Here is a 23,835-nt window from a genome sequence, read left to right as displayed (position 1 = left end):
CGGAACGGCAACGGTTCCGTCACGGCAAGGATCTTCGACTCACCCGCTTCCCCGGACGCGCCGCGTCGTTGGTACGTACGGGGGGCCTGCCGCCTGTGTTCAGAACCCCTCGCCAACTCGCCTGTGCACAGCGGGAGGACCTGTACTAGTGGCCGTGACCGAGTCTGCGGTGGTGCCGGTGGGGGCGACTGGGCCGTCAGAGGGGGAGCGGGCCGGTGTGCCCGTCACCTCCGACACGGCGCCCGAAGCTGTTCCCGGAGCGTCCGAGGGGGCGCGCGCGGCGCACGAGGGTATTCTGCGGCGCCAATCGGCGCGAGAGTCGGCGGCCCGCACCTATGCGCGTGCCTTGCCGATCGTTCCCGTGAGGGCCCGCGGCCTGACCATCGAAGGCGCTGACGGACGCCGATACCTCGACTGCCTCTCCGGCGCGGGCACCCTGGCCCTGGGGCACAACCATCCGGTGGTCCTGGAGGCCATCAGAAAGGTCCTCGACTCGGGGGCCCCGCTGCACGTCCTCGACCTCGCCACCCCGGTGAAGGACGCTTTCACCACGGAGCTGTTCCGCACACTGCCCCGCGAGTTCGCCGACCGTGCCCGGGTGCAGTTCTGCGGGCCGGCCGGGACGGACGCGGTCGAGGCGGCCTTCAAACTGGTGCGCACGGCGACCGGCCGCGCGGGGCTGCTCGCCTTCACAGGCGCTTACCACGGGATGACGGCGGGGGCGCTCGAAGCATCCGGGGGCGCGACCGACGTACGGGTCGCACGCCTGCCGTATCCGCAGGAATACCGCTCCCCGTTCGGCGTCGGCGGCGACCACGGCGCCGAACTCGCCGCGCGTTGGACCGAGTCCGTGCTCGACGACCCCAAGTCGGGCGTACCGCACCCCGCCGGGATGATCCTCGAACCCGTCCAGGGCGAGGGCGGGGTGATTCCCGCGCCCGACGGCTGGATGCGGCGAATGCGCGAGATCACGGCGGCACGGTCCATCCCCCTGATCGCTGACGAGGTCCAGACCGGCGTGGGCCGCACCGGCACCTTCTGGGCCGTGGAGCACAGCGGGATCACGCCCGACGTGATGGTGCTGTCCAAGGCCATCGGCGGCAGCCTGCCGCTGGCCGTGGTCGTCTACCGCGACGACCTCGACGTCTGGCAACCGGGCGCCCACGCCGGCACGTTCCGCGGCAACCAACTCGCCATGGCCGCGGGTGCGGCGACCCTCGCCCACGTCCGCGAGAACGGTCTCGCCGAGCGCGCGGGCACCGTGGGAGCCCACATGCTGTCCCAACTGCGCCTGCTCGCGGACGACTTCCCCTGCGTCGGCGACGTGCGCGGCCGAGGCCTGATGATCGGCGTCGAACTCGTGCACCCCGAAGCGGCCCCGGACCCCGCAGGAGGCCCCCGGCCCGCCGCACCCGAACTCGCCGCCGCCGTCCAGCGGGAGTGCCTGCGCCGAGGGCTCATCGTCGAGTTGGGCGGTCGCCACTCCAGCGTGGTGCGACTCCTTCCTCCCCTCACCATCAGCGACGAACAGGCCACCGCGGTCCTCGACCGCCTCGCCGACGCGGTGGCAGCCGTCGCACGAGGGGACCTGGGGCAGGGCGCAGTCCGCGCACCCCTCGGCGGTCCCCGAAACGAGGAGGGACCACCCGGCGGCGCATGCGGTCCGCCGGGCGGGTGCCCGCCACGCACCAAGGGCATGCCGCGCGACGAGGGCGTGGGGCGGTGGCGGAGCCCATAGTGGGCGGGGGCTGCGGGAAGCGCTCGGCGGGGCCGGGATCGGGGCCGGGGCGCGGGAGCGGGCGGTGCGTCCGGACCATGCGGCGGGGGCGGCCGGGCCGATCGAAGCGGCAGAGCCTGACGAACCGGCGGAGCAGGCGGCGGGCCCGTCCCGCGCTGACGCGGTTCGACCGTCCTGCCTCGACGCGGTCCGCTCGTCTCGCCCTTGTCAGGGTCGCCCGGCCCTCCCGTCCCTGGGGCGCTCGGCACGCCACGACGTGGGGTGCGCGTCCCGGCCGGTCACCGGGCGTCCGGTCCAGCCGGCGCCGGAGCACTCGCTCCGGCCGGCCGGTCGGGTGTCCGCGGTGCGTCGGGCGCAGCGTGGTGGGACAGCTGTGGGGCAGGGCCCGCGCCCGGCGTCCGAGCTCCGGGCCCGAGCACGAAGGCCGAGTGCCCTTACGAGTCCGGGCGCCGGCCCGACGCCATCACCAGCCCGAGCGGTACGACCCGCCTGGCCTGAACCACCCGCCTGGCCTGAACGGCCCGCCTGATCTGAACGAGCCGCGAGGCCTGAACGACCGGCCCGAGCAGGACGACCAGCCCGGCCGGAACGGCTGCCTCAGCCTGACCGCCGGCCCAGCCCGGACCACCAGCCCGTCCCGGACGAGCCGGCCCCGTCCGAACCGACCAGGAAAGCCGAAGGCCCACCTACCCGTAGCGACCGACTCGTCGCCGCACGAGTCCGAACGACCCCACAAGGAACTCCCGTGAACGCCACCCCCGCACCAGACGGCCGCCCCGACAGCAACGAGCGCGCGGTCCGCGGCACACAGACCCGGCCGATGACGGGAGCCGAGACGGTGCCCCGGCAGAAGGAGGGCGTCAGGGCGTCCGAGCGACTGCGTGGCGCCACCGCCGACCTGCTGGAACACCCTGACGCGCAGACCGCTGCGCAGGCGGCGGCGGTCGAGAACCTGCTGCGCTGCTGGGTGCGGGAGAACGACTTGGCCGCCCCTGCCGACGGCACGCTCCGCATTCCCCTCCCCGCCAGTGGCACGAGCCTCCTGGTCCCCGTGCACTACTGGTCCGCCACCGGCTGGCACCGCTTCGGCCTGCCCTGTCTCGCCGGCGCCCCCGAGGGGGTACCGCCCGCGGACGCGGTGACCGTAGCCGCCCTGATCACCCGCGAAACGGCCACGGCAGCCGGGGCAGCCGACGGAACCGGAGCAGCCCGGGGAGCCGCGGAAGAAGCAACCGGAGCAGCCGGGGGAGCCGAAGGAGAAGCAACCGGAGCAGCCGAGGTATCCGGATCAGCTGGGAGGGCCGCCGGAACCGGAGCAGCCGGGGGAACCGAGGAGCCCGGACACGGCACCCGTGCGGAATACGGCGCCGGCCTCGCTGGAGCCGACCTCGTCGGCCGCGTCGCCGACTCCGTGCACCGCACCGCCGCCTTCATCAGCGACCGCAGACAGCGGCCCACGGACGCGCCCCACCTCTTCCTCGCCGCGGAACAGGCGCTCCTGCTCGGTCATCCGCTGCACCCCACACCGAAGGGCCGCGAAGGGCTTTCAGAGGCCGAGGCCCGGCTCTACTCGCCCGAACTGCGTGGCTCCTTCCCCCTGCACTGGATGGCGATCGCCCCCTCCGTGCTCGCAACCGACTCCGCATGGACGGAGCTCGGCCGCCCCGTCTCCGCGGAGCAGCTCACCCTGCGGCTGGCGGGCGCGGAACTCCCGCTGCCCGCCGGGTACGCCGCCGCCCTGCCCCTGCACCCCTGGCAGATGCGCGAGGTCCGGCACCGGCGCGAGACCGCCGAACTGATGGACGCCGGCCTGCTCAAAGACCTCGGCGCGCAGGGCGTCCCGTGGCACCCCACCTCCTCGGTCCGCACCGTCCACCGCTCCGACGCGCCCGCCATGCTCAAACTGTCCCTGGGCCTGCGCATCACCAACTCCCGCCGTGAGAACCTCCGCAAGGAACTCCACCGCGGAGTGGAGGTCCACCGCTTGCTGCGCGGCGGCCTGTCCGAGCAGTGGCGGGCCGCCCACCCCGGCTTCGACATCGTGCGGGACCCGGCCTGGCTCGCCGTCGACGGCCCGGACGGCAACCCGCTGCCGGGACTCGACGTCGTGATCCGCCACAACCCCTTCAGCCCGACGGACGACGCCGGCTGCATCGCCGGGCTGGTGTCGCCCCGCCCGGCCGTCCTGTCCGGCAGTGGCAGGACGCTCGCGGACCGGCCCTCGATGAGGTCCAGGCTCACAGAGATCATCACCGGGCTCGCCGGGCGCACCGGTCGTCCCCGCGGCGCCGTCGCCACCGAGTGGTTCCTGCGCTACCTGCACCACGTCGTACGCCCGGTGCTCTGGCTGGACAGCGAGGCGGGCATCGCCCTGGAGGCGCACCAGCAGAACACGCTGCTCCTCCTCGACCCCGAAGGCTGGCCCCGGGGCGGCCGTTTCCGGGACAACCAGGGCTACTACTTCCGCGAGTCCCGGCGCGCGGAGCTCGACGCGAGGCTGTCCGGCATCGGCGCCCGCAGCGACACCTTCGTCTCCGACGAGGTCACCGACGAACGCTTCGCCTACTACCTCGGCATCAACAACGTGTTCGGTCTCATCGGAGCGTTCGGGTCCCAGCACCTCGCCGACGAGGGGCTGTTGCTCGCCGCCTTCCGCCGATTCCTCGCCGACGTGGCCACCGGCCCCGCCCGGCTGCGCACCCCCCTTCCCGCCCGGCTGCTCGAATCACCGGTCCTGCGCTGCAAGGCCAACCTGCTGACCCGACTGCACGGCCTCGACGAGCTCGTCGGGCCCGTCGACACCCAGTCCGTCTACGTCACCATCTCCAACCCCCTTCATTCCTGAGGAACATGCCCCACCCCGTCTCCTGAGAGGAGCGTCGCCGTGCCTCCCACCGACGCGAGCACCGACGCCGACACCGCACCCGCGCCCGCACCCGTCCCGGGACGTGCCGACGCATCCGGCTGTGAATCCGGCACCGACACAAGCCCGCCCTCGGACTCCGACCTGGCCCCCTGTGCGGGCGCGGACGTCGAGGACACCCTCGACCTGCGCCTCCCCGAAGAGCTCCTCGCGTACTTCGCGGAGACAGCCGACGGGCGGGACGGTTCCGTCCCGGGGGCCGTGGACGGAGCCGTAGAGGGCCGGGGCGGCGGCGCAGGCATCCCGCAGGTCGGTGCGACGGAGAGCACGTACGTCGCGTCGGCGGACGACGACCTGCTCGATCGCGTGGGCGGCTGGGGGCCGACCAGCACCCCCGTGGGCGTCTTCCAGCTCGTCCCCGTGCGAGTCGAACGCGACCTGACCCTGATCACCCGTTGGATGAACGACCCGGTCGTGGCCGAATTCTGGAAGCTCGCCGGGCCCGGGTCCGTGACCGAAGAACACCTGCGCCTCCAACTCGACGGCGACGGGCGCAGCGTGCCCTGCCTCGGACTGCTGGACGGCACCCCGATGAGCTACTGGGAGATCTACCGCGCGGATCTCGATCCCCTGGCCCGCCACTACCCCGCTCGACCGAACGACACCGGAATTCACCTCCTCATCGGTGGCGTCGCCCATCGTGGGCGAGGGCTCGGCTCCGCCTTGCTCAGAGCCGTGGCCGACCACGCGCTCGAGTGCCGCCCCTCATGCGCGCGTGTCGTCGCGGAACCCGACCTTCGCAACACCCCCTCCGTCTCCGCCTTCCTGAGCGCCGGCTTCCGGTTCTCCGCCGAGGTCGACCTGCCCGACAAGCGGGCAGCCCTCATGGTCCGAGACCGGGCCCTGCGCGATCTGTTGTAGCGCCGTCACTCTTGGTACACCGCTCGTCCCGTTCCGGTTCCATGTCGAGGAGTCCCCGTGCCGAATTTCTCCGCAAACCCGGCCTCCGCAGCGACACCCTCCCTGTACGACCCGCCTGAGCTGCTCGAAGACCGATGGGAGCGGGCCGGCCGCCGCCTGCTCGCCAAGATGATCAGCGAGTTCGCGTACGAGGGGATCATCGAGCCGGAGCCGGAGCCGGAGTTGTTTCGGGGGCCGGAGCCGGAGCCGGAGCCGGAGGCCGCGCCCGCGGCCCAGCGCGGCCACGGGCCGGAGCGCGGCCACGGGCGGGAGCCCGGAGCCGGGCGAGAGCGGGAGCGGGAGCGTGGCGACGTAGGGGAGTCCCATGAGCACGAGGCGGGGCCAGGGGAAGGACAGCCGGTCGCGACCGCAGGCCCACACACCCCCCTCTCCCGCTACTCCCTCCCGCTCGACGACCAGGGCACCCTGTCCTTTCGCGCCCGCCGTACCGCGTACGGCAGTTGGCGGGTGAACCCCGACTCGCTCACTCTCACGGAGCGGGTCGGGGAACCGCGGCCCTTCACCGACCCGATCCGGTTCCTCACGCGTGCCCGCGGAGTGCTGCGACTCGACGGGGCGACGCTCGGCCACGCCATCCGCGAGATGAGCACCACCCTCGCGGCGGACGCGCGCCTCGACCACGACGCTCTCACCGCGGCAGAGCTCGCCGAGCTGGGGTACGCCGAACTGGAGGGCCACCAGACCGGGCACCCATGGCTCGTGCTGAACAAAGGCCGCCTCGGCTTCTCCGCACGGGACGCGGGCGACTGGGCACCGGAGGCCCGGAAGACGACGGCCCTGCCCTGGATCGCGGTGCACACCTCGCTGGCCGCCTACCGCGGCGTTCCAGGCCTCGACACCGCGGAACAGCTCTACGCGCGCGAGCTCGCCCCCATGGTCAGGGAGTCCTTCGACGGCGTCCTTCGCGCGCGCGGGCTCGCCCCGGAGTCGTACCTCTACCTGCCCGTGCACCCCTGGCAGTGGGACGACGTCGTGCTGCCCCTGTTCACGTCCGACGTCGCCGCCGGCCGGATCGTGCCCCTGCACTCGGACGGCGACCTGCGACTGCCGCAACAGTCGATCCGTACGTTCCTCAACGTCTCCCGCCCGGACCGGCACACCCTGAAGCTGCCGTTATCCGTACTCAACACCCTGGTATGGCGGGGCCTGCCGACGGAACGGACGCTCGCGGCCCCGGCCGTCACCTCCTGGATGTACAGCCTGTGTGACACCGACCCGTTCCTGCGGGACACCTGCGGGGTGATCCTCCTCGGCGAGGTCGCCTCCGTGACCGTCGGGCATCCGGTCTACGACGGCATTCCGGAGGTGCCCTACCAGTACAAGGAACTGCTCGGGGCGATCTGGCGCGAGCCGCTGTCCCGTCGGCTCGCCCCGGGCGAGCGCGCCCGCACACTGGCCGCGCTGCTGCACACCGATCCGCAGGGCCGCGCCTTCACCGCGCAGCTCGTCGGGCGCTCGGGGCTCGCGCCGAAGGCCTGGCTGCGCCGCCTCTTCGGCGCACTGCTGCCGCCGCTGCTCCACTTCCTGTACCGGTACGGCACTGTGTTCAGCCCACACGGAGAGAACACGATCGTTGTCTTCGACGACCACGACGTACCGGTCCGGCTCGCCGTGAAGGACTTCGTGGACGACGTCAACGTGAGCGTCGAGCCGCTTCCCGATCACGCGTCCATGCCCGACGAAGTACGACGGGTGCTGCTCGCCGAGCCGCCCGAGTTCCTGATCCAGTTCATCCACTCCGGGCTCTTCGTGGGAGTGTTCCGCTACCTCGCACCCCTCTGCGAAGAACAATTGGGCGTCCCGGAGGACGAGTTCTGGTCTCTCGTACGCGCGGAGATCGTCCGCCATCAGGCGCGGTTCCCGGAGCTGAAGAAACGCTACGAGATGTTCGACCTGCTCACGCCCCGTATCGAGCGCCTCTGCCTCAACCGCAATCGGCTGCACCTCGACGGCTACCGTGACCGCCCCGACCGTCCGCACGCCGCCGTCCACGGCACCGTCCCGAACCCCCTGCACCAGCCTTGATCACACATCCCGTACCCGTCTCGATCACGTCGGTCGCGGCCGCCGTGATCGCCCGACTGTCAGTGGAGCCCCGTAGGGTGGCAGCGCTATGACGAAGCCCTCACTCCCCGAACTCCTGCATGCCGCCGTCACCGCCGTCGGCGGCACGGAGCGCCCCGGCCAGGTGACCATGGCCGAAGCAGTCGCCGACGCAATCGACGACAGCTCCCATCTGCTGGTCCAGGCGGGCACCGGCACCGGAAAGTCCCTCGGCTATCTGGTGCCGGCCCTCGCGCACGGGGAGCGGGTCGTCGTGGCGACCGCCACCCTGGCACTCCAGCGGCAGCTCGTGGAGCGGGACCTGCCGCGCACAGTGGACGCGCTCCACCCGCTGCTGCGCCGCCGGCCGGAGTTCGCCATGCTCAAGGGCCGGTCGAACTATCTGTGCCTGCACCGCCTGCACGAGGGAGTGCCGCAGGACGAGGAGGAGGGCCTCTTCGACCAGTTCGAGGCCGCCGCACCCACCAGCAAGCTGGGCCAGGACCTGCTCCGGCTGCGGGACTGGTCCGACGAGACGGAGACGGGCGACCGCGACGACCTCACGCCCGGCGTGTCCGACCGCGCCTGGGCCCAGGTGTCCGTGTCGTCCCGCGAGTGCCTGGGCGCGAGCAAGTGTGCGTACGGAGCGGAGTGCTTCGCCGAGATGGCACGCGAGCGGGCCAAACTCGCCGAGGTCGTCGTCACCAATCACGCGCTGCTCGCGATCGACGCCATCGAGGGCGCGCCGGTCCTCCCGCAGCACGAGGTGCTGATCGTCGACGAGGCCCATGAGCTGGTGTCCCGGGTCACCGGCGTCGCCACGGGCGAGCTCACCCCGGGCCAGGTCAACCGCGCGGTCCGCCGCGCCGCCAAACTCGTCAACGAAAAGGCCGCGGACCAGCTCCAGACCGCAGCCGAGGGCTTCGAGCGCCTCATGGAGCTGGCGCTGCCGGGACGCCTGGAGGAGATCCCGGAGGACCTCGGGTACGCCCTGATGGCTCTGCGTGACGCCGCGCGTACGGTGATCTCGGCGATCGGCAGCACCCGTGACAAGTCCGTCCAGGACGAGGACGCGGTGCGCAAGCAGGCCCTCGCGTCCGTGGAGAGCGTGCACGACGTGGCGGAGCGCATCACCAACGGCTCCGAGTGGGACGTGGTCTGGTACGAGCGCCACGACCGTTTCGGTGCCTCGCTCCGGGTGGCTCCCATGAGCGTGTCCGGGCTGCTCAGGGAGAAACTGTTCGCCGACCGCTCCGTCGTGCTGACCTCGGCCACGCTGAAGCTCGGCGGCGACTTCAATGGCGTCGGTGCCTCGCTGGGACTTGCCCCCGAGGGCACGGAGGGCGAGGACCTCCCGCAGTGGAAGGGCGTCGACGTCGGCTCGCCGTTCGACTACCCGAAGCAGGGCATCCTCTATGTCGCCAAGCACCTGTCACGCCCCGCGCGGGACGGCGACCGCGGGGACATGCTGGACGAGCTCACCGAGCTGATCCAGGCCGCCGGCGGTCGTACGCTCGGGCTGTTCTCCTCGATGCGGGCGGCCCAGCTCGCGGCCGAGGAACTGCGGTCGCGCATCCCGGAATACCCGATCCTGTTGCAGGGTGAGGAGACGCTCGGCGAGCTGATCAAGAACTTCTCGGCCGACCCCAAGACCTGTCTGTTCGGCACGCTGTCCCTGTGGCAGGGTGTCGACGTGCCGGGACCCAGTTGCCAACTGGTCGTCATGGACAAGATCCCCTTCCCGCGTCCCGACGACCCGCTGATGAGCGCCCGCCAGAAGGCCGTCGAGGACGCCGGCGGCAATGGCTTCATGGCGGTCGCCGCCACCCATGCCGCGCTCCTCATGGCCCAGGGCGCGGGCCGCCTCGTCCGGGCGTCGGGCGACCGTGGCGTCGTAGCCGTACTGGACCAGCGCCTGGCCACGGCGCGCTACGGCAACTATCTGAAGGCGTCGCTGCCCGACTTCTGGTATACGACGGATCGCAATCAGGTCCGCAGGTCTCTCGCCGCGATCGACGAGGCGGCCCGGAAGTCGGAAGAGGCGTAACCGGGGCGGGCGGCCGAACACGGCGACGGCCCACACACCGGTGGGTGGCCGTCCGCGCGTCTTCTGCCGTCCGCGTCGCCACGCACCTCTCTCCGGCCGACCCGTGGCCGTCTGAGCGCCTTCCGCAGAGCCGATGGCCGCCCAGTCGCCCGTGCTCCTACGACCGACCTGTGGGCGCCGGCTCCGTCTCCGAGAGGCCGAAGGTCGACCGCACCATCCACGCCACCCGCAGCCGCCACGCCTCGTCTGCCGGTGGCTTCGTCGCGTCTTGTCGCCCCGCCCCACGCGCGCACCGGCCCACCGGAGTTCCACCTGCCGATGCTCTCGCAGGCCATTTTGCTAGCAACGCTAGACATTCAAGCGACGCTATGACTAGCATTGCCTCATCACCTAGCAGCGCTAGAAAAAATCGCGGAGAACTTCGGGAGCAGACATGCAGCACATACTGGCCATCGTCACTGTGGTGGTCGTCGGCGTGATGGTGGGCGTGGAGTTCGCGGTGGCGGCCTTCGTCAATCCGATCCTCGACCGGCTGCCGAACGACGGCGGTCTCGCGGCACGCAGTGACGGCGCCCGAGTGCTCGGCAAGGTCATGCCGTTCTGGTACATCGGGTCGGTCGTACTCGGTTCCGTCTGGGCGGCTTCGGCGTGGGGCGACGCGGAGGCGCGTCTCGTGGTCACGGCCACCGCTCTGCTCGTGCTGAGCGTGCTCATGTCCATCGCCCTGCTGGTCCCGATCAACTCCCGCGTCGCCGAGTGGACCAGGGAGAGCGTGCCGGCGGACTGGAAGCGGCAGGTCGGCCGCTGGGACCGGTTCCACTATGTGCGGGTCGCTGTGATCGTCGCGGCGTTCGTCCTGCTGGTCGTCGGCCTGGCGTGACGCGTCGACGGCCGATCGCGGGGGGACGGTGAACGAGCCGAAGGCCTCACGTGGCGAACGCGTCCACCGTGGACCTGCGGCGGCGCAGACGACGAGTGCGCCCCGGCCGCGGAGGCGGTGGACGCACAGGGCCCCGGAACCGGCGCAGTTGGTTCCGGGGCCCGGTCATGGGTGGGGCGGACCGTCTCGCCCCTCGCAGGGTGTTACACGCGGCGCAGGACGGCCACGACCTTGCCGAGGATGGTCGCCTCGTCACCGGGGATCGGCTGGTACGCGGAGTTGTGGGGGAGGAGCCAGACGTGCCCGTCCTCGCGCTTGAAGCGCTTGACCGTGGCTTCGCCGTCGAGCATGGCGGCCACGATGTCGCCGTTCTCGGCCACGGGCTGGCGGCGGACGGTGACCCAGTCACCGTCGCAGATGGCGGCCTCGATCATCGAGTCGCCGACGACCTTGAGGACGAACAGCTCGCCGTCACCGACCAGCTGCCGGGGGAGGGGGAAGACGTCCTCGACCGACTCCTCGGCGAGGATGGGGCCACCGGCGGCGATACGGCCGACGAGCGGGACGTACGACGCGGCCGGCTTGCCCGCCGTGTCCGTGGGCTGCACCGACGCCTGGTCGGAGCCCCGGACCTCGTACGCCCGCGGGCGGTGCGGGTCGCGGCGCAGGAAGCCCTTCCGTTCCAGCGCCATCAGCTGGTGCGCGACCGAGGAGGTGCTGGAGAGGCCGACCGCCTGGCCGATCTCCCGCATCGACGGCGGGTAGCCGCGCCGCTGCACGGAGTCCCTGATGACCTCGATGACCCGGCGCTGTCGGTCCGTGAGTCCGGAGCTGTCCGCCCTGATGCCTGGAGGTCGACCCGGCAGGGAGCGCTTGGGTCCCTCATGATTCGCGGCTTCGTTCATCGCGTGCACCGCCTCGAATCGGCCCTGGGAGCGGTCCTGGGCAGTGATGGTGGCACTGTCTGCGGTCGTGGTCACGTCGGCCCCTCTCGATGGTCTCCCTGCTGGACAACGGTAGTTGCTTTCGAAAGGTTGCGCCAAACACACGTTCGAGTGAAAAACCGTGAAATAGCTGACGTGATCATGAATCCGGGTGTATAGCTCGCACGGTACCTGGCGGACAAAAGGGCCCATTGCTGTACTCTTCACCGCCGAGGGTGAAGGCCGCGACAGCCGATCTGGGCGCCGTCCAGTCTGCCATCCGGCACCCGGTAGGCCGAGGACCGGCCCCCCTTCCGTGCGTCGCCCACGCTATCCCCCGGGTGTCCGTGACGGGTATGTCCATGCGGCACATGCCATTACGTGCGCGACACGCGGGTCGTGTGTGAATTTTCGGACCGAGCCCCACATCTAGTGGTTGGATTGCGGCAGCGACCCAGAAGTTGTGGTCCCCCGGGTCTTCGGGCCCACGGGAATCGCCTATGCTTGGGGCTGCTTCGAGGGGCCCGTGAGGTCTCCCGAGGTCTATGAGTCGTGCTGTGAAGGAGGGTTGGAGCCATGCACTGCCCCTTCTGCAGGCACCCCGACAGCCGCGTCGTCGACAGCCGTACGACCGATGACGGCACGTCGATCCGCAGGCGTCGCCAGTGTCCCGACTGCTCCCGTCGTTTCACGACCGTGGAGACGTGCTCGCTGATGGTGGTCAAGCGCTCCGGCGTGACCGAACCCTTCAGTCGCACCAAGGTCATCAACGGTGTGCGCAAGGCATGCCAGGGCCGGCCCGTCACCGAGGACGCACTCGCCCAGCTCGGCCAGCGGGTCGAGGAGGCGGTGCGCGCCACCGGAAGTGCCGAGCTGACCACGCACGACGTGGGGCTGGCCATACTCGGCCCGTTGCAGGAACTCGACCTCGTCGCCTATCTGCGGTTCGCGTCCGTCTACCGGGCGTTCGACTCGCTCGAGGACTTCGAGGCCGCCATCGCGGAACTCAGGGAAGGCACGAGGCAGCGCCGCGCCGTGGACGACGGAGACACGGATGCGGAGCGCCCGGAAGACGACCGCGGGTCCGGAGGGGCCGTCCAGGTCCCCGTGCCCGCCACCGCCGCCGACTGACGGACGGGCCCACACGGATCGGCCCCGTCGGCGGCGACCACAGACCCGCTGCGGGCGGCCGCACAGCGGCGCGCGCAGCACCAGACACACACCGTGCCACGGGAAGAACGAGGCACTTCAGGGCGTTTTAGCCCGATACAGGGAGGCGGCATGACAGAGACGGCGAGCGGTCCGGCACGAGGTTCCCGCGCCAAGGGCGGAGCCAAGGGCAGCAAGGGACTGCGTATCGAGCGCGTCCACACCACCCCCGGGGTGCACCCGTACGACGAGGTGGAGTGGGAGCGTCGTGACGTCGTCATGACCAACTGGCGCGACGGCTCGGTCAACTTCGAGCAGCGTGGCGTCGAGTTCCCCGGCTTCTGGTCGGTGAACGCGGTCAACATCGTCACCAGCAAGTACTTCCGCGGTGCCGTCGGCACCCCGCAGCGCGAGGTGAGCCTCAGGCAGCTCATCGACCGCATCGTGAAGACCTACCGGAAGGCCGGTGAGGACTACAAGTACTTCGCCTCGCCCGCTGACGCCGAGATCTTCGAGCACGAGCTGGCGTACGCCCTCCTGCACCAGATCTTCAGCTTCAACAGCCCTGTCTGGTTCAACGTCGGCACGCCCCAGCCCCAGCAGGTCTCCGCCTGCTTCATCCTGTCCGTCGACGACTCCATGGAGTCGATCCTCGACTGGTACAAGGAAGAAGGCATGATCTTCAAGGGCGGCTCCGGCGCCGGCCTGAACCTCTCCCGCATCCGCTCCTCCAAGGAGCTGCTCTCCTCGGGCGGCAACGCCTCGGGTCCCGTCTCCTTCATGCGCGGTGCCGACGCCTCCGCGGGAACGATCAAGTCGGGTGGCGCCACGCGCCGCGCGGCGAAGATGGTCATCCTCGACGTCGACCACCCCGACATCGAGGACTTCATCGAGACCAAGGTCAAGGAGGAGGAGAAGATCCGCGCCCTCCGTGACGCGGGCTTCGACATGGACCTGGGCGGCGACGACATCACGTCCGTCCAGTACCAGAACGCCAACAACTCGGTCCGCGTGAACGACGCGTTCATGAAGGCCGTCGAGTCGGGCGGCAAGTTCGGGCTCACCTCCCGCATGACCGGTGAGGTCATCGAGGAGGTCGACGCCAAGGCGCTCTTCCGCAAGATGGCCGAGGCCGCCTGGGCGTGCGCCGACCCGGGCATCCAGTACGACGACACGATCAACCACTGGCACACGTGCCCGGAGTCCGGCCGTATCAACGGCTCGAACCCGTGCAGCGAGTACATGCACCTGGACAACACGTCCTGCAACCTCGCCTCGCTGAACCTCATGAAGTTCCTGAAGGACGACGGCAAGGGACACCAGTCCTTCGACGTCGAGCGCTTCTCGAAGGTCGTCGAGCTGGTCATCACCGCGATGGACATCTCGATCTGCTTCGCGGACTTCCCGACTCAGAAGATCGGCGAGAACACCCGCGCCTTCCGTCAGCTCGGCATCGGCTACGCCAACCTCGGCGCCCTGCTGATGGCGACCGGCCACGCCTACGACTCCGACGGCGGCCGTGCCCTCGCCGGTGCCATCACATCGCTGATGACGGGTACGTCGTACAAGCGCTCCGCGGAGCTCGCCGCGGTCGTCGGCCCCTACGAGGGCTACGCCAAGAACGCCACCCCGCACCAGCGCGTCATGAAGCAGCACGCCGACGCCAACACCGCGGCCGTCCGCATGGACGACCTGGACAGCCCGATCTGGGCCGCCGCCACGGAGGCCTGGCAGGACGTCGTCCGCCTCGGCGAGAAGAACGGTTTCCGTAACGCGCAGGCGTCCGTCATCGCCCCGACCGGCACCATCGGTCTCGCGATGTCCTGCGACACCACCGGCCTCGAGCCCGACCTCGCCCTGGTCAAGTTCAAGAAGCTGGTCGGCGGCGGCTCGATGCAGATCGTCAACGGCACCGTGCCGCAGGCCCTGCGTCGCCTGGGCTACCAGGAGGAGCAGATCGAGGCGGTCGTCGCCCACATCGCCGAGCACGGCAATGTGATCGACGCTCCCGGCCTCAAGCTCGAGCACTACGAGGTGTTCGACTGCGCCATGGGCGAGCGCTCCATCTCGGCGATGGGCCACGTCCGCATGATGGCCGCGATCCAGCCGTGGATCTCCGGCGCCCTCTCCAAGACCGTCAACCTGCCGGAGACGGCGACGGTCGAGGACGTCGAGGAGGTCTACTTCGAGGCCTGGAAGATGGGCGTCAAGGCGCTCGCGATCTACCGCGACAACTGCAAGGTCGGCCAGCCGCTCTCCGCCAAGAAGAAGGAGGACGAGAAGGCCGAGGTGACCGCGAAGACCGAGGCGACGATCCGCGAGGCCGTCGAGAAGGTCGTCGAGTACCGCCCGGTCCGCAAGCGCCTCCCCAAGGGCCGTCCCGGCATCACCACCTCCTTCACGGTGGGTGGCGCCGAGGGCTACATGACCGCCAACTCCTACCCGGACGACGGTCTCGGCGAGGTCTTCCTGAAGATGTCGAAGCAGGGCTCCACCCTCGCGGGCATGATGGACGCCTTCTCGATCGCGGTCTCCGTGGGTCTCCAGTACGGCGTGCCCCTCGAGACGTACGTCTCGAAGTTCACGAACATGCGCTTCGAGCCGGCCGGCATGACGGACGACCCGGACGTGCGGATGGCGCAGTCGATCGTCGACTACATCTTCCGCCGCCTGGCGCTCGACTTCCTGCCCTTCGAGACGCGCTCCGCGCTCGGCATCCACTCCGCCGAGGAGCGCCAGCGCCACCTGGAGACGGGCTCCTACGAGCCGACCATCGACGATGTCGAGGTCGACGTGGAGGGGCTGGCCCAGTCCGCGCCGCGCGCGCAGGAGCTGAAGGCCGTCGCCACCCCCAAGGCCGAGGTCGAGGCGGCCGAGCCCGCCCCGAAGCAGGCGCACACCAGTGCCGAACTGGTCGAGATGCAGCTGGGCATCCAGGCGGACGCCCCCCTGTGCTTCTCCTGCGGCACGAAGATGCAGCGGGCCGGATCCTGCTACATCTGCGAGGGCTGCGGCTCGACCAGCGGCTGCAGCTGATCCTGGGCGCCGCTGAGGTGTGAATTGCCTTCACAGGGCGGTGGAGCCGGTCTCGGCTCCACCGCCCTCGGCGTTTGTGACGCCTGGCCGCGTGGCCTGGTACGGCGGTCGTGCAGCAGGCTGCCGCGGCGCCTCGCGCGGCCCCTTGTGCGGCGACCGGGCAACAGGCTTGTCGGCCGTCGTGACATGCTCCGGACCATGATCAAGAGAATCGAGTCCTCCGTCCGCCGATGAGCGAGAAGCCCCCTTGAAGGGCGGCGCGGCCCGCAGCCGTGCCGCCCTTCAGGCTTCTCACTGCCCCAGCAGGAGCGCGCTTCGGGAGAACCCGGCCCGCGGAGGAGTGCGACGGTCCCAGGAGGGCCCGCTCAGGCGTCCTGGGCGCTGCCCATGACCCTGGGGAAGGTCGCCGGGTCCGTGTCGTAGCCGCGGACCCCGGGGTGGAAGGTCCACCCGCCCGCGGCGTCGCGCACGAACTCCCCGAGCGTGGCGGCCGTGGACCCGAGGACGTCCGCGAAATCGCCCTCCGCGAGCACCGTGTAGTTCTCCCGCATCCGGAAACCGGGGTTCAGCACGCCCACGAAGCTCTTGTGGCCGGCGCGCTGCTGGATGAGGACGCCGACCACCACGCGCGCGTAGCGGCTGTTGAGACGGTCGAGCTCCAGCGTCATGACCTCGTCCCAGCCGAAGCCCTTGCCGTCCTTGCTGTCCCGGTTCAGATAGATGGTGCCGTCCGGCGAACGGCTGTCGAAGTGCACTACGTACTCGGGTGTTCCGCTCGCCGCGTCCACCGTGTAGGTCGCCGCGATGATGTCGAGGTCGGTCGCGGGCTCACCCACGGGACTCGGATCCCATTTCACCGCCAGTTCGACCTTGCGGATGCCCTTGTTGAGGCCGTTCACCGGATCTCCCCTCCCCGTTCCCCAACTGCTCTTCGGCCCAACTGCCCTGCTGGCAGCGCCGATTGTCCATCGTGCCACGTGCGCCGGGGCGCTCGCGCGGATGTACTCCGCCGGAGCGTGACCGGCGCCACGCTCCGTGGCCTTACGATGGCGCGGTGCTGGTCAAGTGGATTCGCTGCACCGTGGTCGACCGCCGCGGTTTCGAACGGGGGCAGCGAAAGTGGGCGGGGCTTCTGGGGGAGCCGGGTTTCCGGGGACAGGGTGGCGGATGGAGCACGGGCCGGTCCGGCGTCGCACACATCTTCGCCTTCTGGGAGAGCCGTGCCTTTTACGACTCCTTCATGGCCCGCTCCCACGACCGGCTCGCCGCCGCCCAGTCGGGCACCTTCAAGGACTCCCAGGTCAAGCTGTTCGATCATCGTTTCGACGTGAAGACCGGCTTCGAGCCGCGCTTCAGTGACGCCGATCTGGTGCGGGTCGCGCACTGCCGGGTCCACGAGGAACGGGCCGAGCACTTCGCACTGATGCAGGAGAAGGTCTGGAACCCCGCCATGGCGGGCTCGCCCGGCATGGTGCGGGGCCTCTTCGGCGAGGCGCCGGGCAGCGAGTTCCTGGTCCTGTCGATGTGGCAGTCCGCCGCGGAGCACGGCAAGTACCGCGCGGAGCGCGTGGAAAGGCTCGCGCTGCGCGCCCAGATCGAGGCCGACGTCGCGGCCCTCGCGGGCGACATCGTGCAGTTGGAGCCCGCCTGGACGGTCTGAGGAGGCTCCCGGACGTCGTCATCACGTGGGGAAGCTGTGTGACCTACGCCGTATGGAGCCCGTACGGCTGCTCGATCCACGGTGACACGATCTAGGGTTTTGGCATGGCACGACCACGGCGCATCGTTCTGGTCCGGCACGGCGAGTCGGTGGGCAATGCCGATGACACCGTGTACGAACGCGAACCCGACCACGCCCTGCCGCTCACCGAGAAGGGCTGGCAGCAGGCGGAGGAGACGGGCAAGAAACTGCGGGAGCTCTTCGGGCAGGAGCGCGTAAGCGTTTACGTGTCGCCGTACCGTCGTACGCATGAGACGTTCCGCGCCTTCCACCTCGACCCCGCGCTCGTCCGGGTGCGCGAGGAGCCGCGGCTGCGCGAGCAGGACTGGGGCAACTGGCAGGACCGCGACGATGTCCGCCTCCAGAAGGCGTACCGCGACGCCTACGGGCACTTCTTCTACCGCTTCGCGCAGGGCGAGTCCGGTGCCGACGTGTACGACAGGGTCGGCGGCTTCCTGGAGAGCCTCTACCGGAGCTTCGAGGCTCCCGACCACCCGCCCAACGTCCTCATCGTGACCCACGGCCTGGCCATGCGGCTGTTCTGCATGCGCTGGTTCCACTGGACGGTGGCGGAATTCGAGTCGCTGTCCAATCCGGGGAACGGGGAGACACGCATGCTCGTTCTGGGAGACGACGGCAAGTACACGCTTGACCGACCTTTCGAGCGGTGGCGTGACCCTGAGTCGTACGGAGCCACCGGATAGAGTGGCAGGGCGATGATCGCTGACTCCTCGACCGAAGGGCGCCTCGGCCGCGCCCTGGCCAGCCTGCGCGGACTCGCCGTGGGAGACGCGCTGGGCTCGCAGTTCTTCGTGCCCGCGAACTACCCGCTGCTCAAGCGCCGTGAGCTGCCGCCCCACCAGTGGCAGTGGACCGACGACACGGAGATGGCCTGCTCCGTGGTGACCGTGCTCGCCGCGCACCGCCGTATCGACCAGGACGAACTGGCCCGCTCCTTCGCCGAGCACCACGACTTCGACCGCGGCTACGGCCCCGCGGTCAACCGGCTGCTGCGACAGGTCCGGGAGGGCGGCGACTGGCGCGAGCTCGCGTCCGCCCTGTTCAAGGGCCAGGGCTCCTGGGGGAACGGCGCCGCGATGCGCATCGCGCCCCTCGGCGCCTGGTACGCGGACGACCCGGAACAGGCCACCCACCAGGCGGAGATCTCGGCCTACCCGACGCACCAGCACCGAGAGGCCGTGGTCGGTGCCATGGCCGTCGCCGCGGCCGCCGCACTGGCCGCCGACCCGGCGGGACCCCCGAGCCCCGAGGCCCTGCTCGACGGCGTCGTCGCGCTCGTCCCGCGCAGCGCGGTCGGCGCCGGGCTGCGACGAGCCCGGGACATGCTCGACTACGGGGACGCCGGCACCGTGGCGGCCGTCCTGGGCTGCGGTCGGCGCACGTCGGCGCACGACACCGTGCCGTTCGCGCTGTGGTCGGCCGCCCGGTCCTTGGGCGACTACGAGAAGGCGTTCTGGAGCACCGCCCAGGTGGGCGGCGACGTGGACACCAACTGCGCCATCGTCGGCGGCGTGATCGCCTCCGGGCGGGCGGGCGCGCCCCCCGAGACCTGGGTGGAGGCCACGGAGTCCCTGCCGGACTGGGTGCCGGGGGCCACGTTCGGGGCGGCGGCGGGCGGCGCGTAGGTCCCGTCAGCAGGGCGCTTTCGGTGCCGGCACCGGCACCGGCACCGGCACCTGTGCTGTGATGCCGCCCGCTGCGGTGCCGGGTGCCGCTGGGCGCTGCGGAGCCACCGGGTGCCGTGCCGTGGTGTCACCGGGCGCCGGCCGTGTCTGTCACAGGCTTGCTACAGCCACGCCGCCGCACCGTCGGGCGCCTGGCCCGTGGATACCCTGTCCGCCACGCGGCCCGTTGATCATCGCGGGCGAGCGCCGAACAAGACACCGGTCGTCAGCCTCCGCCGTAACGGCGTGCCGTGGGCTGTCCGCTGCCGGTTGGGAGGGGGTCCCGTGTCCGACATACCGTCCACGCCCGAGCCGATGGAGCAGGGGCCGCCGAAGCCGAGAGCGCCGGAGGCGAAGGAAGCGAGGGAGGCGGAGGACGTCAGGGATCAGGCGGCGTCGACGGAGCCTCCCGTGACCACGGCGAAGGCCACCACCGCTCCGGAAGACCCTTCCGGCCGTGAGGACACGGGCTCGGGCGCGGACGACGGCGAAGGTGACGGCGACGGTGACGGCGGGGACGGGAAGGGAGCCGCGGGCGGGGGCGCCGACTGGGCCGTGCCGCCGTCGCCCACTCCCTGGACGGCCGACCTTCAGGTGAGGCAGCCCGCCCCCGTGCGTACGGCCACGCTGTGGGCTGCGCTGGCCACCGGGCTGCTCAGCATGCTCCTGCTCGGCGACGGTCTGGCGGTCAATCTCCTGCTGGTCGCGGTCCCGGCCGCTGTCGCCGCCTACTTCGCCGCCCAGGAGGCGGGACGACGTATGCGCGCCTGGACGGTGGTCTGGGCGGCCGGCGGCATCGGGCTGCTGGTCGTTCCGGCCCTCCGTGACGCGGACTGGCCCTCGTTCCTCGCCGTCGTGAGCGCGATCGCGCTGGGCTCACTCGCACTGCACGGCGGCCGTACCTGGCCGGCCGTCCTGCTGGGCCCCATCGGCATGTTCAACTCCCTGGTCACCGGTCCGGCCTGGGGCTGGCGCGGAGTGCGTGAACGGTTCGGCGGGCGTCGCCGCAGTGTGGGTGCGGTGCTCCGCGCGCTCGTGGTCACCGCGGTCCTGCTGCTGGTCTTCGGGGCCCTCTTCGCCGGAGCCGACGCGGCCTTCGCCAATCTGCTGGGCGACCTCATGCCCGACGCGTCCGTCTCCGGCGGCCCGTGGCGCCTGGTGCTCCTCGCGTTCGGTGTGGTCGGAGCGCTCGCGGCGGCCCACACGGCGGCCGCACCCGTCCAGTGGGACCGGGTCCAGGTGCCCGCCGGCCGCCCCCGCGGCCGCGTCGAGTGGGCCCTTCCGCTGGTCGTGCTCACGGCGCTCTTCGCCGCCTTCAACGCAGTGCAGCTTGCCGTGCTCTTCGGAGGCTACGAAGCCGTCCTCGAGAAGACCGGCCAGACGTACTCCGAGTACGCACGCCAGGGGTTCTGGCAGCTGCTGCTGGTCACCCTCCTGACCCTGCTCGTCGTGGTCTTCGCGCTCCGCTGGGCACCCCGCGGCGACGCCCGCGACTGGACCCTCGTGCGGGGCGTGCTGGGAACCCTGTGCGCCCTGGCGATCGTGGTGGTGGCCTCGGCGGTGCGGCGCATGGACATGTACGTGGAGGCCTACGGCCTGACGCGGCTGCGAGTCTCCGTGCTGGCCGTGGAGGTGTGGCTCGGCGTCGTCATCGTGCTCATCATGGCGGCCGGCGTGTGGGGAGCCCGATGGCTGCCGCGCGCGGTCGCGGCCAGTGCGGCCGTGGGAGTGCTGGCCTTCGGGCTCATGTCGCCGGACGGTCTGATCGCCGAGCGCAATGTCCAGCGCTACGAGGAGACGGGCAAGTTCGACCTCGACTACGCGGGAAGCCTGTCCGCCGACGCCGTACCGGCGCTCGACAAGCTGAAGGAGCCCCTGCGGTCGTGCGCGCTGCGGCCCATCGCGGACGACCTGAGGGAGAGCGACGACCCCTGGTACGCGACAAGTTGGGGCGAGGCCCGCGCCCGGGACATCCTGCGTGACCGGCCGCCGGCGCCGGACGTGGACTGGTCCGCGTGCCGCCGGGTGAGCGACGACGTCATGTACCTGCGCTGAGAGGGGCTGGGGCCCGCAGGGCGGAGGAGGCCAGGAGGGCCGGCAGGACGGAAGGGTCCAGGGCAGCTCCAGGCAGGGCGCTCAGGAGGCGTGAAGTTCGCCGACGGCGTCGTACCGGATGTGGGCCCCAGGGGTCGTGCCCGATGGAGGGCGACGGCGTGCCCGGTCAGGGCCGGCGACGTCCCGGATGGACGCCGACGGCGTCGTCCCCGAGGTGTGCCCGCGGCCTCCGATGACGTGCATCGGAGGCCGCGGTTCGCCGTTCGCCCCGCGGACGGCCGGGCCGGAGTCCTCGCTGTCGGACCCCGGGACCCGGCCCGGCCTCCGCGGCCCCCTCGTCAGCCCGCGACAGGTCCTGCCGAACCGGAAAGGGCCTCCAGGTCGCTCTTGCGGACCCTGATCACCAACGCCGCGGTGATCAGCGCCAGCAGGGCCATCGCGGCTGCCGGGATGAAGGCGGTCGAGATGCCCTGGGCGAGCACCTCGTGGCCCCAGGGCGCGGGCAGCTGATGGGTCTTGGCGAACTCCGCCTTCTGCTCGGCCGAGCCGTCCGTCAGGAACTTCGACATCTGCTTCTCCGCCTCGTCACGGCTGGCCGAGCCGAAGACCGTGGTAAGGATGGAGAGCCCCAGCGAACCGCCCACCTGCTGGGTGACGTTGAGCAGACCCGAGGCGGCGCCCGCCTCGTGCTGGGCGACACCCGAGACCGCGGTGACCGTCAGCGTCACGAAGTTCAGGCCCATGCCGAAGCCGAACAGCAGCATCGGGCCGAGCACCCCGCCGACGTACGAGTTGTCCGAGCTGATGAAGGTCAGCCACAGGAGCCCGAGTGCGACGAGCGACGAGCCGACGACCATGAACGGCTTGGGGCCGAGCACCGGCAGGAACCGCTGCGACAGACCCGCGCCGACCGCGATCGCGACCGTGACCGGCAGGAACGCCACACCGGCGGAGATCGGGCTGTAACCGAGCACGTTCTGCACGAACAGCACGATGTAGAAGAACATGCCGAACATCGCCGCGGCCAGACTCAGCATGATCAGATACGTGCCCGACCGGTTGCGGTCGGCGAACATCTTCAGCGGAGTGATGGGTTCCTTCGCGCGGGTCTCGACGACCACGAAGGCCACCAGCAGCACCACCGCCGCAGCGAACGACCCGATGGTGAGGCTGTCCCGCCAGCCCTCCTCCGCGGCGCGGATGAAGCCGTAGACCAGGGACGCCATGCCCGCCGTCGAGGTGAGGGCACCCGCGATGTCGAAGCGTCCGGGGTGGCGTTCGGACTCGCTGATGTACATCGGCGCGAGCACCGCGATCAGAACACCGATGGGCACGTTGACGAAGAGGACCCAGCGCCAGTCGAGCCACTCGGTGAGCATGCCGCCGGCCAGCAGACCGACGGCGCCACCGCCGGCCGAGACCGTGGCGAAGACGGCGAACGCCCGGTTCCGCTCCGGCCCCTCGGGGAACGTGGTGGTGATGAGCGCCAGCGAGGTCGGTGACGCGATCGCGCCACCGACGCCCTGCAGGGCACGGGCGGCCAGCAACTGCCAGGGTTCCTGGGCGAGTCCACCGAGCAGCGAGGCGAAGGTGAACAGCAGGATGCCGGTCATGAAGACCCGGCGCCTGCCGAGGATGTCACCGGCGCGGGCGCCGAGAAGCAGCAGGCCACCGAAGGTGAGGGTGTACGCGCTGATCACCCATGTCAGATCGGTCGTGCTGAAGTTGAGCGCGTCTTGAATGTGCGGGAGCGCGATGTTCACAATCGTCGCGTCGAGTACCACCATGAGTTGGCAGGCCGCGATGACGGTGAGCGCGATACCGGGGTGCCCCTCCCGGCGGGCCGCTCCTGGCTTTGATTCCTGTATCAACTGAGAGGTTGTCACTATGGGTCCCCCACAAGTGCGTTAGTGAACGCTCGCGTTCACTGTCGCGTCAACGGTAGTGAGTCCCCGACAGTGAACGCAAGCGTTCACTGAAGTCGCTGCCATGTGGCGTCAACTCGACCGCTCAAACCCCCCGAAAACCCGCTCCCCCTGCACAACGGAGACAGTCAGATGGTTAGTTCGCGTTGGACGGCCGCTCCCGCTCAGGCGGCCTCTCCGCGTCGGCGTGGTGCCGTACTCGAACGCGCGATCCTGGAGGCCGCGCTGGAGCAGCTCGGCACGGTCGGCTGGAACGGCCTCACGATGGAGGGTGTCGCGGCGCGTGCCCAGACCGGCAAGGCCGCGGTCTACCGTCGCTGGCCGTCCAAGGAGGATCTCGTCGCCGACGCGCTCCAGGCCGGGCTGCCGAACCAGACCCAGGCACCCGACCTCGGAAGTGTTCGGGAGGACCTGCTGGAGCTGTGCCGACGGGTACGTGACGCGATGTTCTCGCAGCCCGGATTCGCACTGCGATCGGTCCTTTACGAATGCGACGCGGCGCAGGCCGAACGCTTCCACCGGGTGATCATCGGCGGGGTGGTCGAGCCGACCATGCATCTGCTGCGAGAGGTCATCGACCGCGGAATCGAGCGGGAAGAGGTGCGTCCCGACGCCGCCAACTCCTACGTCTTCGATGCCATCCCCGCGATGATGATGTACCGCTCCAAGGTGTGCGCGAGCGAATGGAGTGACGAGGAGCTGTCGGAGATGATCGACCAGCTGATGGTCCCGCTGCTGCGCAGCCAGGCTGTCTGAGCCGCCCCTCGACGGTGCCGGGGAGGTGTTCGTC

The 23,835-nt window shown here is 70.6% G+C and carries 16 protein-coding genes; 13 read left to right on the top strand and 3 right to left on the bottom strand.

Annotated elements, in window-relative coordinates:
• Positions 1 to 292 precede the first annotated feature (292 nt).
• From H305_RS46770 to H305_RS0122160, 6 genes are all read left to right on the top strand, one after another.
• Positions 293 to 1,738, top strand: coding sequence for a diaminobutyrate--2-oxoglutarate transaminase family protein (locus H305_RS46770; protein ID WP_234021006.1), 1,446 nt, complete (start codon positions 293 to 295; stop codon positions 1,736 to 1,738).
• 745 nt (positions 1,739 to 2,483) lie between these two features.
• Positions 2,484 to 4,583, top strand: coding sequence for an IucA/IucC family protein (locus tag H305_RS0122180; RefSeq protein WP_028802317.1), 2,100 nt, complete (start codon positions 2,484 to 2,486; stop codon positions 4,581 to 4,583).
• Between the two features lie 39 nt (positions 4,584 to 4,622).
• Entirely contained in the window at positions 4,623 to 5,522 is a 900-nt protein-coding gene (locus H305_RS0122175; protein WP_028802316.1) for a GNAT family N-acetyltransferase, read from the top strand.
• 57 nt (positions 5,523 to 5,579) lie between these two features.
• Positions 5,580 to 7,607, top strand: coding sequence for an IucA/IucC family protein (locus H305_RS0122170; RefSeq protein WP_028802315.1), 2,028 nt, complete (start codon positions 5,580 to 5,582; stop codon positions 7,605 to 7,607).
• Positions 7,608 to 7,695: 88 nt separating this feature from the next.
• The gene (locus H305_RS0122165; protein ID WP_028802314.1) at positions 7,696 to 9,672 is read left to right on the top strand and encodes an ATP-dependent DNA helicase; all 1,977 of its coding nucleotides are present in this window, start codon (positions 7,696 to 7,698) and stop codon (positions 9,670 to 9,672) included.
• A 433-nt stretch (positions 9,673 to 10,105) separates the two neighbouring features.
• A complete protein-coding gene (locus H305_RS0122160; RefSeq protein WP_028802313.1) occupies positions 10,106 to 10,552 on the top strand; it encodes a DUF1772 domain-containing protein in 447 nt (148 codons plus the stop codon).
• A 203-nt stretch (positions 10,553 to 10,755) separates the two neighbouring features.
• On the opposite strand, the gene lexA is transcribed toward H305_RS0122160, so the two are convergent.
• Positions 10,756 to 11,532: a transcriptional repressor LexA gene (gene lexA, locus H305_RS0122155; RefSeq protein WP_028802312.1), complete on the bottom strand. Its 777-nt coding sequence runs from the start codon at positions 11,530 to 11,532 to the stop codon at positions 10,756 to 10,758.
• Between the two features lie 519 nt (positions 11,533 to 12,051).
• Here lexA and nrdR point away from each other — a divergent pair.
• On the top strand, positions 12,052 to 12,606 hold the full coding sequence (gene nrdR / locus H305_RS0122150) for a transcriptional regulator NrdR (protein ID WP_028802311.1): 555 nt from the start codon (positions 12,052 to 12,054) through the stop codon (positions 12,604 to 12,606).
• A 150-nt stretch (positions 12,607 to 12,756) separates the two neighbouring features.
• Positions 12,757 to 15,660 (top strand): vitamin B12-dependent ribonucleotide reductase, encoded by a 2,904-nt coding sequence (locus H305_RS0122145; RefSeq protein WP_028802310.1) that lies wholly within the window; start codon positions 12,757 to 12,759, stop codon positions 15,658 to 15,660.
• A 365-nt stretch (positions 15,661 to 16,025) separates the two neighbouring features.
• On the opposite strand, the gene H305_RS0122140 is transcribed toward H305_RS0122145, so the two are convergent.
• Positions 16,026 to 16,559, bottom strand: a complete 534-nt coding sequence (locus H305_RS0122140) for a TerD family protein (protein ID WP_028802309.1) — start codon at positions 16,557 to 16,559, stop codon at positions 16,026 to 16,028.
• A 155-nt stretch (positions 16,560 to 16,714) separates the two neighbouring features.
• Between H305_RS0122140 and H305_RS0122135 the strand changes: the two genes are divergently transcribed.
• The 4 genes from H305_RS0122135 to H305_RS46765 all read left to right on the top strand — a co-directional run bounded on the left by H305_RS0122135 (position 16,715) and on the right by H305_RS46765 (position 21,120).
• Positions 16,715 to 17,320, top strand: coding sequence for a YdbC family protein (locus tag H305_RS0122135; RefSeq protein WP_028802308.1), 606 nt, complete (start codon positions 16,715 to 16,717; stop codon positions 17,318 to 17,320).
• 104 nt (positions 17,321 to 17,424) lie between these two features.
• Positions 17,425 to 18,084: a histidine phosphatase family protein gene (locus H305_RS0122130; protein ID WP_028802307.1), complete on the top strand. Its 660-nt coding sequence runs from the start codon at positions 17,425 to 17,427 to the stop codon at positions 18,082 to 18,084.
• A 12-nt stretch (positions 18,085 to 18,096) separates the two neighbouring features.
• Positions 18,097 to 19,026: an ADP-ribosylglycohydrolase family protein gene (locus H305_RS0122125; protein ID WP_028802306.1), complete on the top strand. Its 930-nt coding sequence runs from the start codon at positions 18,097 to 18,099 to the stop codon at positions 19,024 to 19,026.
• A gap of 354 nt (positions 19,027 to 19,380) precedes the next feature.
• The gene (locus H305_RS46765) at positions 19,381 to 21,120 is read left to right on the top strand and encodes a DUF4153 domain-containing protein (protein WP_234021005.1); all 1,740 of its coding nucleotides are present in this window, start codon (positions 19,381 to 19,383) and stop codon (positions 21,118 to 21,120) included.
• Between the two features lie 338 nt (positions 21,121 to 21,458).
• On the opposite strand, the gene H305_RS0122115 is transcribed toward H305_RS46765, so the two are convergent.
• The gene (locus H305_RS0122115; protein ID WP_028802305.1) at positions 21,459 to 23,006 is read right to left on the bottom strand and encodes an MFS transporter; all 1,548 of its coding nucleotides are present in this window, start codon (positions 23,004 to 23,006) and stop codon (positions 21,459 to 21,461) included.
• A 171-nt stretch (positions 23,007 to 23,177) separates the two neighbouring features.
• Between H305_RS0122115 and H305_RS0122110 the strand changes: the two genes are divergently transcribed.
• A complete protein-coding gene (locus tag H305_RS0122110; protein WP_028802304.1) occupies positions 23,178 to 23,801 on the top strand; it encodes a TetR/AcrR family transcriptional regulator in 624 nt (207 codons plus the stop codon).
• The last annotated feature ends 34 nt before the right edge of the window (positions 23,802 to 23,835 follow it).

It is taken from the genome of Streptomyces sp. 142MFCol3.1 (assembly GCF_000424945.1).
Classification (GTDB): Bacteria; Actinomycetota; Actinomycetes; order Streptomycetales; family Streptomycetaceae; genus Streptomyces; species Streptomyces siamensis.
This window is presented reverse-complemented; position numbering and strand designations above follow the sequence as displayed.